We start from the raw sequence: 15949 nt of genomic DNA, 5'->3' as shown, positions 1-15949 counted from the left end.
TAGCCGGTATCATACTTCTTCCGCAGCCAGACAACGCCATGGAATCAATCGATCAACTAATCAAAAACAACGTCCGTTGGGCGGAAAATATTCGCTCCACCGATCCGGAATTCTTCACTCGTTTAGCTCAGCAGCAGAATCCGAAGTATTTTTGGATTGGTTGCTCCGACTCACGGGTGCCGGCAAACCAAATCACCGGCCTCCCGCCAGGCGAAGTGTTCGTGCACCGCAACGTCGCCAACGTTGTCCAGGAAAGCGATTTCAACGTTCTCGCCGTATTACAATACGCGGTGGATGTTCTCAAAGTCACCAATGTGATAGTTTGCGGTCACTATGGCTGCGGCGGCGTTCAGGCGGCGCTCGATAACTTCCGCCATGGATTGATCGATAACTGGCTGGCCCCCTTGCGCTCGCTCACCCGTGTTCACAAGGAAGAGCTGGCCCCTCTCGATAATGCGAAGAAACTGGATCGCCTCTGTGAGCTCAATGTTCTCTCCCAGGTCCGCCATGTAGCCCGCACCACCATTGTTGAAGATGCTTGGGAACGCGGCCAGAAGCTTGCCATCCACTCTTGGATCTACCGCCTGGACAGCGGCCTGATCACGCAGTTGCGGGATCCGATTCATGGGCCGGATGACATCGAGATCGCAATCGATTTCGATAAGTCTCCGCGATGACGATGGCGGACGATTCTTTTCCTTCCCAAAGGGAGTCTCAGCGCTTGTCAAATCTGAGGAATCGGTGAAAGACTCCCGCTCATGCAATTTATCGGAATCGAAATCGGAGTCAATGGCACGCATGCTGTTGTGCTGGATCTCGATTCCGCGGAAATTCGCTCGGAAGCCTTCGTTTCACACGCATGGATCGAAGGCCTTCCATCGGGCTACTGCGAGCAAGAGCCTGCTCGCTGGATAGAGGCTACCGACAAGGTGGTTCGCGATTGCCTGAACCAGCCTGGAATCAATAAGAAGCAAATCGCCGCAATCGGGATTGCAGGTCCGCAGCGCGGCCTGGTTGCTCTAGATGAGCAGAACCGGATCGTCCGCCCCACAAAACTCGCCGGAGACCTCTCGATCAAAAAACAAGCCGAGGAAATTTCCCGAGCGTTCGGAGGATCGCCGGGGATGTTAGAGCTCATCGGCCAATCTCCGGGAATTGATTCCGCAGCAGCGGAGTGTTTATGGCTCAAACAACATGAACCGTATCATTACAAACGCACAGCTGCACTGTTAAGCGTTCAGGATTTCATCGCTTACTGGCTCACTGGTGAAAGGGCGACAGAGCCGGGCAGCGCCTCCACGACCGGACTTTTTGATATCCGGCTACGCAAGTGGTCTTCAGAAATTATAGATTATATAGATCCAGAGCTCTCTGATCTGCTCCCCCCCATCGGAGCATCAGATCAACCACGCGGACTGCTACGCGGCAGCCTAGCTTCGGAATGGGGACTCTCCGAGTTAGTCCAGATCGGTGCGGGCAGCTCGGCGGCCATGCTTTCTACCTTGGCTGCCGGCTGCGTTCAGGACGGGACAGTGGCCGTAGAATTAGGATCCACCGGTAGAGTAATCGGCGTGGGTGCAAATCCCGTTATTGATCTCAGGGATGAAATCATCCCCCTTTGTAGTGCCACAGGATCCTGGTTAGGCCTGGCGAGTAGCCCCAATACCTCTCTTGCTCCGGAGGTTTTGAAAAGGCACTACGGCTGGAACACCGCTGAATACGAAAAAATGGTATCCAGCGTCACCCCTGGGGCCGATCAGTTACTCCTGTTACCGTATTTCGCCCCGGAAACGGTTCCTCGCTTGTTGGATGGATGTGGCGTCCTACATGGCATTACGCCTGCGAATTTTACGCCCGCCCACTTGGCAAGAGCTACTGCGGAAGGCGTAGTTCTGGGTCTCAGCTATGCCATGAGCCGTCTGCGTGATATGGGCTTCGACCCTGCGGAAATCCGGTTACTCGGCAGCGGCGCGGACAGCCCCGTGATGCGCCAGCTACTTGCAGACGCTTTGGGAACTACGGTAGTGCCCGTATCATCAAAACAAGGCGCGGCAGTAGGCGCGGCGATGCAGGCCGCTGTGGCGTTTTTCCAAAACTGTGGGGAATCCCTGGGATTCGAGGAAATCTGCAGCTATCTGGTTGCGGGAAATCTTAGCGGACGCTGTGAGCCAAGCTCGGAGAATCACGAGCTCTATCTCGATCTCATGGCAAGACAACAATACCTAGTGGATACCTTACACCCAGCCGGATTTCTCTAATGCCACGCTCGAAAAACACTGAAATACGTGCCTCGCGCACTTCCCGTCTGCTCGGATATATCGCTGGATTTCTGATGAAATTGTGGAGCCTGACTCTGCGCTACAACGTCAATGACGAGGCGGGCATCGTTCAACCGATCATACTGGAAAAGGCTGTGATCTTCGCCCTCTGGCATAACCGGATTTTCACCATGCCTCCGATCTGGCAAAGAACCGGCGGAAAAAAACGCTCAACGGTGGTGCTTACCAGTGCCAGCAAGGATGGCACCACATTAGCCACAGCCATGCAGCTTTTCGGCCTCGGTGCAATCCGTGGCTCTTCATCCAGGCGTGCGGTATCCGCCCTCATTGGAATGAAAAAAGCGCTCCTTTCCGGATATGATGTCTGTGTAACCCCGGATGGCCCAAAGGGACCGCGTTATTCCGTCCAACCAGGGGTTATAAAAATAGCCCAGGCGACAGGCACGGACATTATTCCGATCCACATCAAGTATAGTGCTGCCTGGCGTCTGAACACTTGGGATCGTTTTGTCATCCCGAAGCCATTCAGCCGGGTCACCGTCGTCTTCGATACGCCGTTGAACTATCCAAAGGAAATGTCCCAAGAAGAATTCGAAGTGGCTCGTAGAGATCTGGAAACACGGCTGATTGACGGCAGCGACGACCGTTGATCGTCTGAAAGTTCGGAATTGGCAGAGGTCCTGCAATCCGCTAAGGACTGGTATATTTTTCCAAGAAAAATATCTCATTACATCCTCTAAATACCATGTCATACGAACTCAAACAATCTGCCAGCGGAAAATTCATGTTCAATCTCAAGGCGGCTAATCATCAGGTAATTCTCACCAGCCAACTCTACGAGAGCAAAGGCTCCGCCCAAAACGGAATTTCATCGGTGCAAAAGCATGGATCCGATGATAAAAACTTCGAGCTCAAAACGGCGACCTCCGGGCAACCATACTTCAATCTCAAAGCCTCCAACGGTCAGGTCATTGGAAAGAGCGAGATGTATAATTCAGAGGCAGCAGCAAAAAACGGGATCGAATCCGTCAAAAAAAATTGCTCCTCCACCGTGATCAAGGATGCGTGATTCAATTGTCATCTTCCGCTCCGGACTCCCCTTATTGCCGGGGGTCCTTTTCTTATTCAAAATCCTCAACCTGATTTAGATTTTTTAGAATTTTTGAAAAAATAGTAAGGAGAAGTTAAATTTTTATTGTTCGTTGAATAAAATCGTGCAGACTCACGACTTATGAAGATGACAATACGCCTAGCAACTCTTCTTACCCTTTTCGCCACTTCCGGTCCTCTTCTTTCGGCAACTGAAGTAGAACGTCTCCGTGCTTTGTGCGCTGAGCAGGAAATGCAGATCAAGCAACTGGAAACAAAAATTGCCCGTCTTACCGATACTCCTCCGCCGAGCCGGAATACACCTGTTCCTGAGTATCGACCAGCCGCGGAGGCCGCATATTATACGGTGCAGCCCGGAGACAGCATTGAACGGATCGCCCGCAAGAACGGCACTTCGATCCAAGCGTTGGCAAGCATCAACGGACTGAAAGCAAATTCCATCATCCACCCCAACCAGAAGCTCAAACTTCCGGGGAGCTCTGCTGAAAGAGAGAATTCTCCGTCGTCACCAGCACCTGTCGCATCGAAAAAGCACACCATCAAAAGCGGCGATACTTTTTACAAAATTTCCCGCCAATATGGTGTTTCTGTCGACGAGTTGATCTCGGCAAATCCTTCGGTAAATCACAGGGCGCTACGTGTCGGGCAGGTAATTACCGTTTCGAAAGGTTTTGCATCATCGGGCGATATCGCGACAGCCCCAACTGCGTCGAAGCCCTCGATGCCATCGCTCAGTTCACCCCCATCGATTCCGGTTTCGAACCCGGCACCTGTAAAAAAACCTCGGGCGTCGGACCATCCGATCAAAATCCAGAAAGAAATCACCTACGGGGAATTTGCCAAAAATCACAATACCACTGCCCAAAGGCTCGATGAGCTAAACGGCTTGGAGCTAGACCCCTCTACCGTTCTCGCGCAAGGTTCCGAGCTGTATATTCCCGCCCAGCCATAAGCGTTACAGCCGGGATCCCGCGGACTTCCGCCTAAACCCGAAAGTAAAAAAACCGTCCGGAGTCTCATCTCCGGGCGGTTTTTCCATGTTAGAAGATCATTTTTAGGGATGCAATTCTATCTCCGGCACATCTTCCTCACTGATTATCTCATTCTCATGCGGTTTCGGAGGTTTTGAACCCTCAATAAATTGATAGTGATCCAGGCCTTCGAACATCCCGCTAAGACCAGGCAGGCTGGCATGGAACAGCCGCGGTCTGGGAAGCAGCTGTCGTAGAACCCGATCGGAATCCGCGGCCAAAACCGAAAGGTTCCTCCCGCGAACTGCCGCAATATCATTGCCGTAACTTCCGAAATAGAAAATGCGTGCGGGATCGATTCCCCAGCGATTTTCCAGATACCGCAGCGCCACATCCTTTCCACTGCGCACAGGGATGACATCCACAAAAGCTTTCGCAGTCACAATGACTTTCGCGGAAATGCCGTTTTCCCGCAAAATCCGCTGGAGTGCCACCCTTCCCATCGCCTTGTTGGAATCCATGAAATACGAGACCTTGAACTTGTGTTGAAAAGAATCATCCTGGGGCGAAAGGCAATCCAAGGTGGAAAAGGCCTCGACGATTCCTTCCCTATTCCATCGGTTTCTCACCTGGTTATTCCATCGTTCATCGGGAACACCGGTTTCTCCGTAACGGATTTCCGCGCCCAACGAGGAGATGACGAATCCCGGCTGGGGCATTCCGCATCGATGAATGACTTCCCAGGCCTCATCGAAGGACAAACCTGTGGCGATACCGAAGCCGACCGGCTTGTTTTCAAACAAGTCTCTCCATCTCGCAATCGTCTCCTCCGACTCATTTTCAATCCGTGGTAAAAGGTCCATCACTATCCAGCGATCCCGCTCTACCAGAGCACCTCTTATACTACTATTCGAACGGACTCTCGGTTTTTCGGGAATAATCTTATAGACCTCGTCCAGGTAGGTTGCGACATGTGCCGCCCAGGAATAATGATTCCGCACCTCGCGATGCCCGGTCGTGGTGAGTTCTTCGTATTTTGTAGGATCTGAGAGGATTGCCTCGATCGCATCTCCCATTTCCTCGTCGTTGAGCGGATCAATCAATGTTCCATTTTTACAATTCGCAATGATATCCCGCGGACCTCCATCGTGGGTCGCCACAAGCGGGAGCCCTGCGGCAGCAGCCTCCAGAAGGGTCAGCCCGAAAGGCTCAGTGAAGGCCGGATTGACAAAAAGACCTTTCCGCTCCGCAGCCCAACGATAAAACCCGGCAACCTCTTGGGATTTGTGATTTTTCGGATAAGCAGCAATTCCATACAGATCCGAATCGTCAAAAGTGCGGAGAAGTTCCAGCCATACTTTGCGGGTGCCAGGCGGGAGTTTATCCAATTCTTCCCGGTTACCTCCAATGACGATTAGGTTCGCATTTTCGCGGAGCCATTTATTTTTGGCAAATGCCCGGACCAGACCTGGTAGATTTTTCCGTTCGTCCGCACGCGCGATGGTCAAAACAGGCGGCTTCGAGGTATCGTTCAGAAACCTCTCAAGCTTAGCATTTACAGACTCGGCAATTTCGGGGCATCCATCGCCATCAAACCTAGTGAGATCGACCCCGGGTGGGATGACCCTCATCCGGCTTTCCGTATGCTGATCGTAAAGTGCATATTGTTCTTCCACTTCCTGCCGGGTGCTGGTGCATACCATGCTGGCCGCGTCGAGACTAAGCTCCTCGGCCTCGATCCGGGCTCCCAGGTTATAGCGCTTCTCCATCTCCTCAGGATTTACTCCCCCTTCCACCAATCTCTGGCGTTTGACGCGGCCGAGGGAATGTCCTGTAAAAACAAACGGACAGCCTAATACAGCAGCTATCTGCCTACCCACATATCCGGCATCCGCATAATGAGCATGAATAAGATCCGGAACCCGCTTTTCGCGGCGCAAATATGCAAGTGTGCCATCAATAAACGCATCCAGATGACGCCAGACGATTTCTTTGCGAAGATACCGCCTGGGTCCTGCCTCTATCCGGATAATATCAGCGATGTCATCGATCTTTTCACGGGATTTCGCGTAATCGGGAGAAAGCTTTGAATCGATCACTTTCCGCGTGACCAACGAGACCCGTTTCACCCGCTCATCCTTTGCCAGCGCCTTTACCAGCTCTAACACATAAAGACATTGGCCTCCGGTATCGGGATCTCTGCCGAGCTCCAGGTTTTCGCCACGGATCAGCCCGTGGATCGAGATATGGAGAATATCAAGCTTGCGCTTGGGAGAAGTTTTATTAGCGGTGCTCATAACTGAATTGCGTCTGTAAGTTCATGAAAAAACTCCATAATGGCGGAGCCCATCGATCACACCGCGGGCACTGGTTCTCTTCGCCCGGAATACCGGCATCCCGTCGAGCGCTTCCAGAAGCTCCGGCTCTGCATTGGCAGGAGCGATTCCTTTTACTCCCTCAAGTAAAAACATTGAGGAATCGTTCCCCGAATCCCCGGCCACGACGGTTTCCTGAAGGTTCACCCCGAGATAATTGGTAAGCCAAGTGATGGCGTTCCCTTTGTTCGCGGCCACAGGCAGAATATCCAGATCGCGCGAAGTCGAATAAATCACTTGGGCCGCGAGCCCTGCCTTCTGCAACTCCTTACGAAGGGAGTCTATTTCCGAGTTGGTCCGACCGCGCCAGAACCAACTGCTCTTCCAGTCGTGTTGCTGCTCGGGTGGCTGTTCTTCGATATCCACAAGACCAGCTACAATTTCCCGCACCTTTTCGAGATCCCATGACTTATTGAGTGATTCGGAAAACTCATCAAGCATCGCTCCATCTTTTACGCTGAATATCATTGTGCCGACTCCAGTGGTGTAAAAATCCGGCTCGGGCATACCGTGGAGTTTTATCATCCGCTTGGCATCGCCATCCAGCCTTCCTGTGCTGTAGACCAGAATTGGCCTTTCGCCTTCTATCGCATTCCAGGCCTCGATAAAATCAGCTGTGGCTTCAGGTTCTCCAAGAAGCGTTCCGTCCAGGTCCGAGCAAAAAAGCCGAACATTTGTTTCTATTCCCATTTGTATCCGAGCTTAGCACTCATCCGATACAGCTCAAGGAATGATCTACGAAAAAATCTTCATATAGGTCTGCAAAGCACGAAGGGAGATACGACAAGAGCTTCGAATTCGTTATCGGCTTTGGCCCATTGCTCCGCATGCAGATCCCCGATCTTCACCAGATCACCTGCCTTCAACCACGCTTCGACCTGTTCCTTGTGGTTCTCGGAAAAAGCATAACCGACCTCCGCCAATTTCAGCTCCGGATCCACAAAATACAGAACCCCGCTGAGATAATGAGGAGCCAGATACTTCCAGCCCACCGTCCCAGTGTATTTCTCCAGCTTTTCCAGAGGTGTGCTCTCATCCACGCCAAGCATGGCATATTTCAACGGCTGCGGATTGTTCGGGTTCGGTGCTACCATGGATGAGAAGTTAGGAAGCAAGCAGCGGGTATTTCAAGAGCGTTTCATCGTCAACATGAACTCATTGCCTTCTGTATCCACACACATTGCCAAGTGTAGGGGATCGTCCTCAGTATCATTTGGCTCCGCAGTCAAGCCACCGCCGCATTCGGTCAACCGCGTGATCGCCTCACGCAAATCATCCACTTGGAAGGAAAGTCCCGTCCATGTTCTTTTACCCTCTCCCCCACCATGAATCCCGATCGTTGCCCCCGCGATGACAATTTCGCTCCACACTTCCATCTCAAAGCTCACCACCCCGCCAAACATCTCGCGGTAAAACTTCAAACACCGCTGCCAGTCAGCAGCCCAGAGCACGTATTTCACCTTCTCGACGTTCATCGCAGCACTCTTTACAACCCCACGAAATATTCAATCTTCAATGTTGGACGAACTGGAATCGATGTTAAAGACTCCCCGCGCACCAGCACGCGTCCTCCCACGATTTTCCTTTATTCTTCCCCAAAAAAAGATTCCCCATGATTCCCGGCCAGCGATATATCTCCACTTCAGAGCCCTCCCTCGGTTTGGGCCATGTCCTTGCGGAAGAAAACGGACACGTAGAGATATGCTTCCCCGCAGCGGAAGATGTCCGCACCTATGCCGCGGCTACCGCACCTCTGGTGCGTGTCCAGTTTGCTCCCGGTGATGAGATCGAAGATCAGACAGGACTAAAAATCGTGGTGGAGGAAATCACCGAAGAAAATGATTTGATCACCTATCACGGTGCCGGCGGAAGTATTCACGAGGCAGATCTACTGGATTCACTTTCATTCATCCGCCCCGATAAACGGCTGCTTGCCGGTCTCACAGACAAACCCCGGGACTTCGACCAACGACTCGAAGCCCTGCGTTGGAATGCTCTCATCAGGCGATCCCCGGCTCGTGGCTACACCGGCGCACGGATTGATTTAATTCCGCATCAGCTGGCGATCGTCGCCGAGGTTTCGAACCGTTTGTATCCTCGTGTCCTGTTGGCAGATGAAGTCGGGCTTGGAAAAACCATTGAAGCCTGTCTCATCCTTCATCGGCTTCACCTCACCGGTCGGGCCAATCGTATTCTAATCGTCGTTCCGGAACCTCTGGTCCATCAGTGGTTTGTCGAGTTGCTCCGCCGTTTCAACCTGCTTTTTGCGATTTTTGACGAAGACCGCTGCGGTGCTATTTCTCCTGAGGATGAGAGCTCCACCACTCCTCCGAGCAATCCATTTTCAGAATCCCAACTCATTCTTTGTGCGACGGATTTTCTTTCGGAAAACCCGACGCGAGCGGCACAAGCAGCCGAAGCCGGCTTCGATCTACTCATTGTGGATGAAGCACATCACTTGGAATGGTCGGAAGAAGAGGCCTCTCCAGCCTACGAAACGGTGGAAACCCTTGCCCAGGGGATTCCCTCCCTGCTCCTGCTCACCGCTACGCCTCAGCAGCTCGGTCCCGAAGGTCATTTTGCCCGGCTACGTCTGTTGGATCCGGATCGGTATTCGGATCTCGATGAATTTCTCTCCGAGACGGAATCCTACGGACCTCTTGCAACTGCAGTAGAAGCACTCGGCAACGGCAACATTCCATCTAATATCTCCGATTTCACATTATCTTCTCCGCGTGCCGAGGCCCACCTTCGAGCCTTGAAAAAAGGCGATGAAGCCTCGCGCGCATTATTGATTTCGGAGCTTATTGATTCCTTTGGCACCGGCCGTGTCCTATTTAGAAACACACGTGAGCGGCTTACGGGATTCCCCAAACGTCTGCCGATTCTTCATCCCCTCAAGAAAGGAACCTCCCCCTATTCCTGGCTCGCAGAGCTACTCCGTAACCTACCGGAGACCGATAAAATCCTTCTGATTACAAATTCTCCCGATGCAGCTATTACGGTGCAGGAAAAGCTGCTTGCAGAGATCCATATCGAAAGTGCGCTCTTCCACGAGGATCTTTCCATGATGCAGCGCGACCGCAACGCTGCCTACTTCCAGGAGGAGGACGGTGCACGAATACTCATTTGTTCTGAAATAGGCTCGGAAGGACGGAATTTTCAGTTTGCCAGACATCTGGTCCTGTTCGGCCTGCCACGCGATCCCGAAGTCCTTGAGCAACGGATCGGAAGGCTGGACCGCATCGGCCAGACCGGTGATATCCATATCCATATTCCCTACGGAAAAGGCAGTAGATCAGAGTTGCAAGCCCGATGGCTGCACGAAGCTCTGGACGTTTTCTCGGAACCTCTGAAAGGTGCGACAACATTAGCCACAGCTCTCCTCCCACAGCTTGATGAGTTAGCGGAAGCATCGCCCACTTCGAAAGAGTTCAAAAAGTTTCTTAAAGATTCCGCCAAGCTAAAATCCGAGGTCACCCATCAACTGGCCACGGGTCACGACCGTTTGCTGGAGCTCGGTGCTCCACCCGCATCGCAATCCGCGGAATTGCTGGAAGCCATTGAAAAGGCGGACAATGACGAACGTTTTGAAAAATTCGCGATACGTCTGTTCGATCACCTGGGACTGGACGTTTCCGATCTCTCGGAACGTGCCTTCCTGTTCAAACGCGGGCAACGCCAGTCCGATGCCTTCGCCGATGTTCCGGAAGAAGGACTCTCTGTTTCATTCGACCGGACAACTTCGCTTTCCCGTGAAGATCTATCGTTCCTGACTTTTGACCACCCGGTTTTCCGCGACGCTTTGGAACAATTGTTAGATGGAAACTCGGGCAATGCCTCGTTTGCCAATCTGGCTACCGGCAAGGGAAAATCCATCCTCCTTGAGTGCGCATTCGTTCTGGAAGTGATTGCGCCATCCCGCCTTCATCTCGATCGTTTTCTCCCGCCCACATTGCTCCGGGTGATCGTCGATCACACAGGAAAAGCACAGACCAAGGCACCTCCTGCCACTTTGTTGAAATCCGGGGATCCACGCCGGATTGTCTCGCAGGAAGCATTCCGCCGCGATCTGTTTCCGACGATGCTTGAGTCCGCAAAGGGAGTCGCCACAAGAGCCTCCACCAAACCCGTTGATACTGCCAAGGCTCTCGCCAGCGAAACCATCGGGAACCAAATCGAACGTCTCAAAGACCTCGCAACGCGGAATCCGCATATCCCGGAGTCTGAGATCGAAACCCTACAGAACACCTTGGATGAAACCCTCGAGTCTCTCTCACACGCCCGTGTTCGCTTGGATTCCATCCGTCTGATTTTCTGCCAGTAATTTACCATGATATCCCTAGACGAAGCCCGCCAAATCATTGGCAGCCATACCCGGGTTCTTCACCCGGAGGCCATCGATCTGACTAAAGTAAATGGACGGGTTCTCGCCCACGACATCTCTTCGGATCAATTCTATCCTGCCGCGAATTTATCAATGATGGACGGTTATGTGATCCGCGAGGATGAACAGCCCGGTAGTTTTTCAGTGATCGCCGAAATTCCTGCCGGACAAATTACGAACGGGAAACTCAGCCGGGGGGAAGCGATGCGGATCTTTACAGGTGGGATTCTCCCGGAAAACGGCGGACGCGTCGTCATGCAGGAAGCCTGTGTCAGGGAAGGTGACATGGTATCCATCAATGAGTTTCCAGATAGTCTTTTCATCCGGGAAAAAGGAGCTGAGGCGAGACCCGGGGATCTGATCTTACGCTCCGGGCAGCTGATCGGCCCCTCGGAAATGGCGGTCCTGGCCCAGCTGGGCTGCACGCAGCCACAAGTGATCCGCAAGCCAAGAATCCGCCATCTTGCGACCGGAGATGAACTTGTCAAACCTACGGAGGTGCCCTCGGCGGGTCAAATCAGAGACACAAATTCCAGTCTTCTGGCAGGATTGACCGCACAATATTGCAGCGGGATGGATTCATCGCTGGTTCCGGATCAGCCTTCCATGATGAGTGCACTGGCCGAGGGTGATTGGGAGGTTTTGCTAATTTCCGGCGGTGCCAGTGTGGGAGACTATGATCACGGCGCGGATGTCTTGGGGGAAATGGGTTTCACGATTCATTTTGATCAGGTGAACCTGCGCCCAGGCAAACCCCTGACCTTTGCCACGCGGGGCAATCAGCTGGCATTTGTGATTCCAGGGAATCCGGTTTCCCACTTCGTATGCTTTCACGTGGCAATACGGTTGGCGCTTGAGACGCTCTGCGGAATGGCGCCAAACTGGAGCTTCCTTTCACTGGAAATTACGGAGCAATCCCTATTGAAGCCAAATCCTCGCGAAACCTTCTGGCCAGCGGAAATTTTAGTAAAAGACAAGCAATGGACCTCCCGTCCGAAAAGCTGGTCGAGCTCCGGCAATACCTTTTCTCTCATCGGCACCAATGCTCTGATACGCGTCAGTTCCAAGGATTTTCCACTGACTCTTCCACTGAATTCATAGTCACACATAATTATGCAAAACTTCACCCACCTAGATGCCGAAGGCACCGCACGTATGGTCGATGTCGGGGCAAAAGCCATCCAGCGCCGCACCGCTACAGCCGGCGGTTTCATCAAGTGTGCTCCGGAGACTGTGGCCGCTCTCCGCGACAATAATTTACCGAAAGGCGACGTTCTCACGGTAGCGAGGATCGCAGCCATCCAGTCCGCGAAGATCACCGATAAACTCATACCCCTTTGTCACAGCCTACCTCTGGACCGGGTGGATGTGGATTTTGAAATCAAGGAGAACGGAGTCGGAATCCGTGCCACTGCCAGCACATCGGCGAAAACCGGAGTGGAAATGGAAGCCTTGACGGCGGTTTCCATCGCAGCACTGACCATTTATGACATGTGCAAGGCAGTGGACAAAGAAATGGTAATCGACGGCATCGAACTTTTAGAAAAAACCAAACAATGAAAATTGCCAGACTCACCCTCAGTGATCGGGCCAGTGCGGGGATTTACAAGGATCTCAGCGGTCCGGAAATTGAGCGAATCATCCTGGAAGCCGATTTTTGCGTTAGCGAGTGGGTGCGGTTGATCATGCCGGATAACCGCTCCGATATTGAGGATCTACTGTGCAAGCTTTGTGATGAAGATGCCTGTGATCTCATTCTTACAACGGGTGGCACCGGCCCTTCCCGCCGCGACAACACCCCTGAGGCGACCCGCACGGTTCTGGAGCGGGAACTTCCCGGTTTTGGAGAAATCATGCGCGTCAAAACTTTTGATAAAGTTCCTACCGCCATCCTTTCGAGATCCACCGCCGGCACCCGCGGCAAGAGTCTGATCATCAACTTACCGGGAAATCCCAAAGCGATCGGAGAATGTCTTCCGATGTTGCTCCCTGCGGTCCGGGAGGCGATAAAACATCTCCGCGAATAATCCGATTCATAGGTAGACTCGTGTGGCTCCCCATGGCGAAAACCCTTGCTAATTCGAGCACCACGTCTTAGGCAATCCCCACAACATTATGGCCAGCGTCAACGTAATCAACCTCCGAAAAGGACATGCAGTCCGCCACAACAACGAAGTTTGCCTCGTCATCGAGCACGAACTGAAAACACCTCCCCGTATGGCATCCTATGTCCAGATGTCCATTCGCAGCGTGGCTAGCAAAAAGGTTTCCAACCTCCGTCTGACATCCAATGACTCTCTCGAAGGGGTTCACCTTGAAAAAGTCGGGTATGAATATTCCTACAAGGACACGGAAGGCTATCATTTCCTCCACCCGGAAACCTACGATGACATGGTCGTCTACGAAGACCTCATCGAAGGAGTTAAAAATTACCTTATCGAGGGCCAGCAATACACGCTTCTTATCGCTGATGGTATTGTCGTAAGTATCGAACTGCCACTCACAATGGTCATGGTTGTCGCAGAATCGTCCGAAGGTGTGAAAGGAGACTCCGCCAACAATGTTTATAAGCCGGCGACCATGGAAACGGGTCTGAACGTGAACGTCCCGCTCTTCATTAATCAAGGTGAGCGTATTGTTGTAAAAACCGAGGATGGCACCTATCAGGGCCGCTCCAACGACTGATCAATATCGCAAGAAACCAAGCCTCGGGATAGAACCCGGACTTGCTTGTGAAGTATATAAAAAGCCCGGTTCCAAGCGAGGAGCCGGGCTTTTTTTGGGAAGATAACTATCAAATTATTTTCCGACGAGTTCCGCCACTCCGAGCTCACGCGCCAATTCATTGAACTCCGCGATTTCTGCGGCTGTGAATTGGAGACCACCAGCCTCATCCGAAACCTTGCGTGCCTCGGCTTCGAGCTGACCTGGCAGCATCGCATTCTCATTGCCATGGCCGAGAATATCCTCGATAACAGCTTTGAGGTTCTCTTTCTGCGTGCGCCCTTTGGCAAAATTATTTCCAGATAGCGCGTCAGGATGGATGACCTGGAAGTAAAATGCCATCGTCGTTTTCTCCTCTTTGTCATCGCATTTGCGCCCCCGAATGGTCGGAATTGATCCACCAATCAAGCCTCCGAAAATTTCGTTAAGAAGCGACATTCCATAACCCTTATGCCCACCAAATGGTAGCAACGCCGCCACTTCGTTGGGATCGGTCGTCGGCTGTCCATTCTTATCGACCGCCGCGCCAGGAGGCAGCTGTTTTCCTTCCCGTTTCAAAGCTTGCACACGGCCCATCGCCACTGTGGAAGTCGCCCAATCCATAACGATCGGAAAGCCATTTGCCTCTTGGGAAGGAATTCCCCATGAGTGCGGATTGGTCCCCAGTGTCGGAAATTTACCTCCGAATGGGACGACCTCAGCAAGAGTGGAAGTGCAGTTGGTATAAGCAAAATATCCGCGTTGCGCGGCTTCCATCACGTAGCCACCGCCCCAAAGGTAATGGAAACAATTATCAATGGAAATCTGTGCGATCCCATACTGATCCGCGAGTTCGATGGCTCGATCGATGGCTTGGTAGGCCACTGCCTGACCAAGCTTCTTATTGGAATTCCAAATTTCCGAGGCCGGAAAACGGGATGGCAATACTTCGATCTCAGCACCCGGGACGCAACCACCTGTTGCCGAGCCGAAAAGATGATCCAAATGAAGAGCTTTGAGCGCATTGTGGGTGCGGATACCGTGCCGCGCGGCTTCGCCGGCAAGCTTCGTTCCCAGTTTTGCTTCCTCCTCCGTATAACCACGCGATTTATACGCAGCAATTACAAGGTCGTCGTGAGACTGGCGGGAGATGGTAAGGAATTCGGACATGATTTAGTAGATAGAGGATTTTGATCTGTGCGAGTTATACACAAATTTGTCAGACACATTTAAAATAGCGCAAAAAATTTCGGCAAGCCAAGCCTTATAAAAAAGGTTGGAGACGCTAGTTCATAAAATTTACGATCTCCAGGGAAAGACCATCGATTATGAACTGCACGCCGATCGCTGCGAGAATCAATCCCATCAAGCGAGCAGCGATATCCAGCCCCATCGGACCCAGCAAACGGCCCACGCGATCGCTCACCATAAGTAGAATCCACAGAATCAATGCCATACCGACGATGACGCCGCTCATCCCGATCTTGGAGAGAAAGCTTGGGGTTTTCCCCGCGAAAAGTATTACCGTGCTGATCGATCCAGGTCCGACAAATAACGGAATCCCTACCGGAATGAGAATCTTCTGCAACAAATTCTCTGCGGCACGAAGGTCACTTTCCTCAGAAACCTTATCCGCAAGCTCAGTGACTTTTTTCCCCTCCTTTCCATGGACCATTCCAATGCCGCCCAAAAGTAATAAAATTCCGCCCGCGATGCGGAACGACGACAGTTTCACACCAAAGAAATGCAGGATACTTTCCCCAGCCCAGAAAAAGATCAAAAGCATCACTAGGACGAACAATGCCAATAGAACCGCTACATATTTACGTTCCCCGGGACGGGCACTCTCTGTGGCACCTATGTAAACCGGAAGGTTTCCCAGCGGATTCATGATCGCAAACAACGCTGCGGCGAAGTGGATCAGCAATGTGTTATCCGTTCATACATCCAATGGCATGACTGGGATTTATGCAAGTTCTGCTTGAAACAAAGTATATACTCTTCGCCATCAAAAGCGCTGCTGATTTACGTTACTCCCTAGATAGATCTTCCTCCGATAAAAAGCAGGACAGATCGTATTCAAACTGAGCAAACGCCTGTAATTATAGAAAGACCGATACAAAG

Annotated in this window: 16 protein-coding genes; 10 read left to right on the top strand and 6 right to left on the bottom strand. The window is 52.1% G+C overall.

The genetic code is table 11. The features are described from left to right. Window positions 1-38: 38 nt before the first annotated feature. From can to ACFSSA_RS11095, 5 genes are all read left to right on the top strand, one after another. Window positions 39-677 (top strand): carbonate dehydratase, encoded by a 639-nt coding sequence (gene can, locus ACFSSA_RS11115; protein ID WP_386820520.1) that lies wholly within the window; start codon window positions 39-41, stop codon window positions 675-677. 81 nt (window positions 678-758) lie between these two features. Beyond that, window positions 759-2258: an FGGY family carbohydrate kinase gene (locus ACFSSA_RS11110; RefSeq protein ID WP_386820519.1), complete on the top strand. Its 1500-nt coding sequence runs from the start codon at window positions 759-761 to the stop codon at window positions 2256-2258. Continuing rightward, the gene (locus tag ACFSSA_RS11105; RefSeq protein WP_386820518.1) at window positions 2258-2929 is read left to right on the top strand and encodes a lysophospholipid acyltransferase family protein; all 672 of its coding nucleotides are present in this window, start codon (window positions 2258-2260) and stop codon (window positions 2927-2929) included. The genes ACFSSA_RS11110 and ACFSSA_RS11105 overlap by 1 nt, the downstream gene beginning before the upstream one ends. A 95-nt stretch (window positions 2930-3024) precedes the next feature. Further along, window positions 3025-3348: a YegP family protein gene (locus ACFSSA_RS11100; RefSeq protein ID WP_386820517.1), complete on the top strand. Its 324-nt coding sequence runs from the start codon at window positions 3025-3027 to the stop codon at window positions 3346-3348. A gap of 168 nt (window positions 3349-3516) precedes the next feature. Then, the gene (locus ACFSSA_RS11095) at window positions 3517-4341 is read left to right on the top strand and encodes a LysM peptidoglycan-binding domain-containing protein (RefSeq protein WP_386820516.1); all 825 of its coding nucleotides are present in this window, start codon (window positions 3517-3519) and stop codon (window positions 4339-4341) included. A gap of 102 nt (window positions 4342-4443) precedes the next feature. On the opposite strand, the gene ACFSSA_RS11090 is transcribed toward ACFSSA_RS11095, so the two are convergent. Genes ACFSSA_RS11090 through ACFSSA_RS11075 form a run of 4 tightly spaced genes read right to left on the bottom strand, consistent with a single transcriptional unit; the run spans window position 4444 to window position 8210 of the window. Next, window positions 4444-6657 carry an HAD family hydrolase gene (locus tag ACFSSA_RS11090; protein WP_386820515.1) on the bottom strand — a complete coding sequence of 738 codons (2214 nt, stop codon included), beginning with the start codon at window positions 6655-6657 and terminating at the stop codon, window positions 4444-4446. Between the two features lie 21 nt (window positions 6658-6678). Then, window positions 6679-7425, bottom strand: a complete 747-nt coding sequence (locus ACFSSA_RS11085) for an HAD-IIB family hydrolase (protein WP_386820514.1) — start codon at window positions 7423-7425, stop codon at window positions 6679-6681. 59 nt (window positions 7426-7484) lie between these two features. Further along, a complete protein-coding gene (locus ACFSSA_RS11080; RefSeq protein WP_386820513.1) occupies window positions 7485-7829 on the bottom strand; it encodes a DUF2288 domain-containing protein in 345 nt (114 codons plus the stop codon). Between the two features lie 33 nt (window positions 7830-7862). Continuing rightward, window positions 7863-8210 (bottom strand): VOC family protein, encoded by a 348-nt coding sequence (locus ACFSSA_RS11075; RefSeq protein WP_386820512.1) that lies wholly within the window; start codon window positions 8208-8210, stop codon window positions 7863-7865. A gap of 137 nt (window positions 8211-8347) precedes the next feature. On the opposite strand from ACFSSA_RS11075, the gene ACFSSA_RS11070 reads away from it, so the two are divergent. The 5 genes from ACFSSA_RS11070 (at window position 8348) to ACFSSA_RS11050 (ending at window position 13807) form a co-directional block, all read left to right on the top strand. After that, complete coding sequence (locus ACFSSA_RS11070) at window positions 8348-11062, top strand: helicase-related protein (RefSeq protein ID WP_386820511.1); 2715 nt, start codon at window positions 8348-8350, stop codon at window positions 11060-11062. Between the two features lie 6 nt (window positions 11063-11068). Beyond that, entirely contained in the window at window positions 11069-12223 is a 1155-nt protein-coding gene (locus ACFSSA_RS11065; RefSeq protein WP_386820510.1) for a molybdopterin molybdotransferase MoeA, read from the top strand. Window positions 12224-12235: 12 nt separating this feature from the next. Next, window positions 12236-12682: a cyclic pyranopterin monophosphate synthase MoaC gene (gene moaC, locus ACFSSA_RS11060; RefSeq protein ID WP_386820509.1), complete on the top strand. Its 447-nt coding sequence runs from the start codon at window positions 12236-12238 to the stop codon at window positions 12680-12682. Then, complete coding sequence (mog, locus tag ACFSSA_RS11055) at window positions 12679-13149, top strand: molybdopterin adenylyltransferase (protein ID WP_386820508.1); 471 nt, start codon at window positions 12679-12681, stop codon at window positions 13147-13149. The genes moaC and mog overlap by 4 nt, the downstream gene beginning before the upstream one ends. Before the next feature lie 88 nt (window positions 13150-13237). Then, a complete protein-coding gene (locus tag ACFSSA_RS11050; protein WP_386820507.1) occupies window positions 13238-13807 on the top strand; it encodes an elongation factor P in 570 nt (189 codons plus the stop codon). Window positions 13808-13921: 114 nt separating this feature from the next. On the opposite strand, the gene ACFSSA_RS11045 is transcribed toward ACFSSA_RS11050, so the two are convergent. Both ACFSSA_RS11045 and ACFSSA_RS11040 read right to left on the bottom strand, forming a co-directional pair. Further along, window positions 13922-14995, bottom strand: a complete 1074-nt coding sequence (locus ACFSSA_RS11045) for an Ldh family oxidoreductase (protein ID WP_386820506.1) — start codon at window positions 14993-14995, stop codon at window positions 13922-13924. Between the two features lie 115 nt (window positions 14996-15110). After that, window positions 15111-15752: a MarC family protein gene (locus ACFSSA_RS11040; protein ID WP_386820505.1), complete on the bottom strand. Its 642-nt coding sequence runs from the start codon at window positions 15750-15752 to the stop codon at window positions 15111-15113. Between the last annotated feature and the right edge of the window lie 197 nt (window positions 15753-15949).

The organism is Luteolibacter algae (genome assembly GCF_042683045.1).
GTDB lineage: Bacteria > Verrucomicrobiota > Verrucomicrobiia > Verrucomicrobiales > Akkermansiaceae > Luteolibacter > Luteolibacter algae.
The sequence above is the reverse complement of the archived record's forward strand: the minus strand, read 5'-3'. Positions and strand labels throughout refer to the sequence as shown.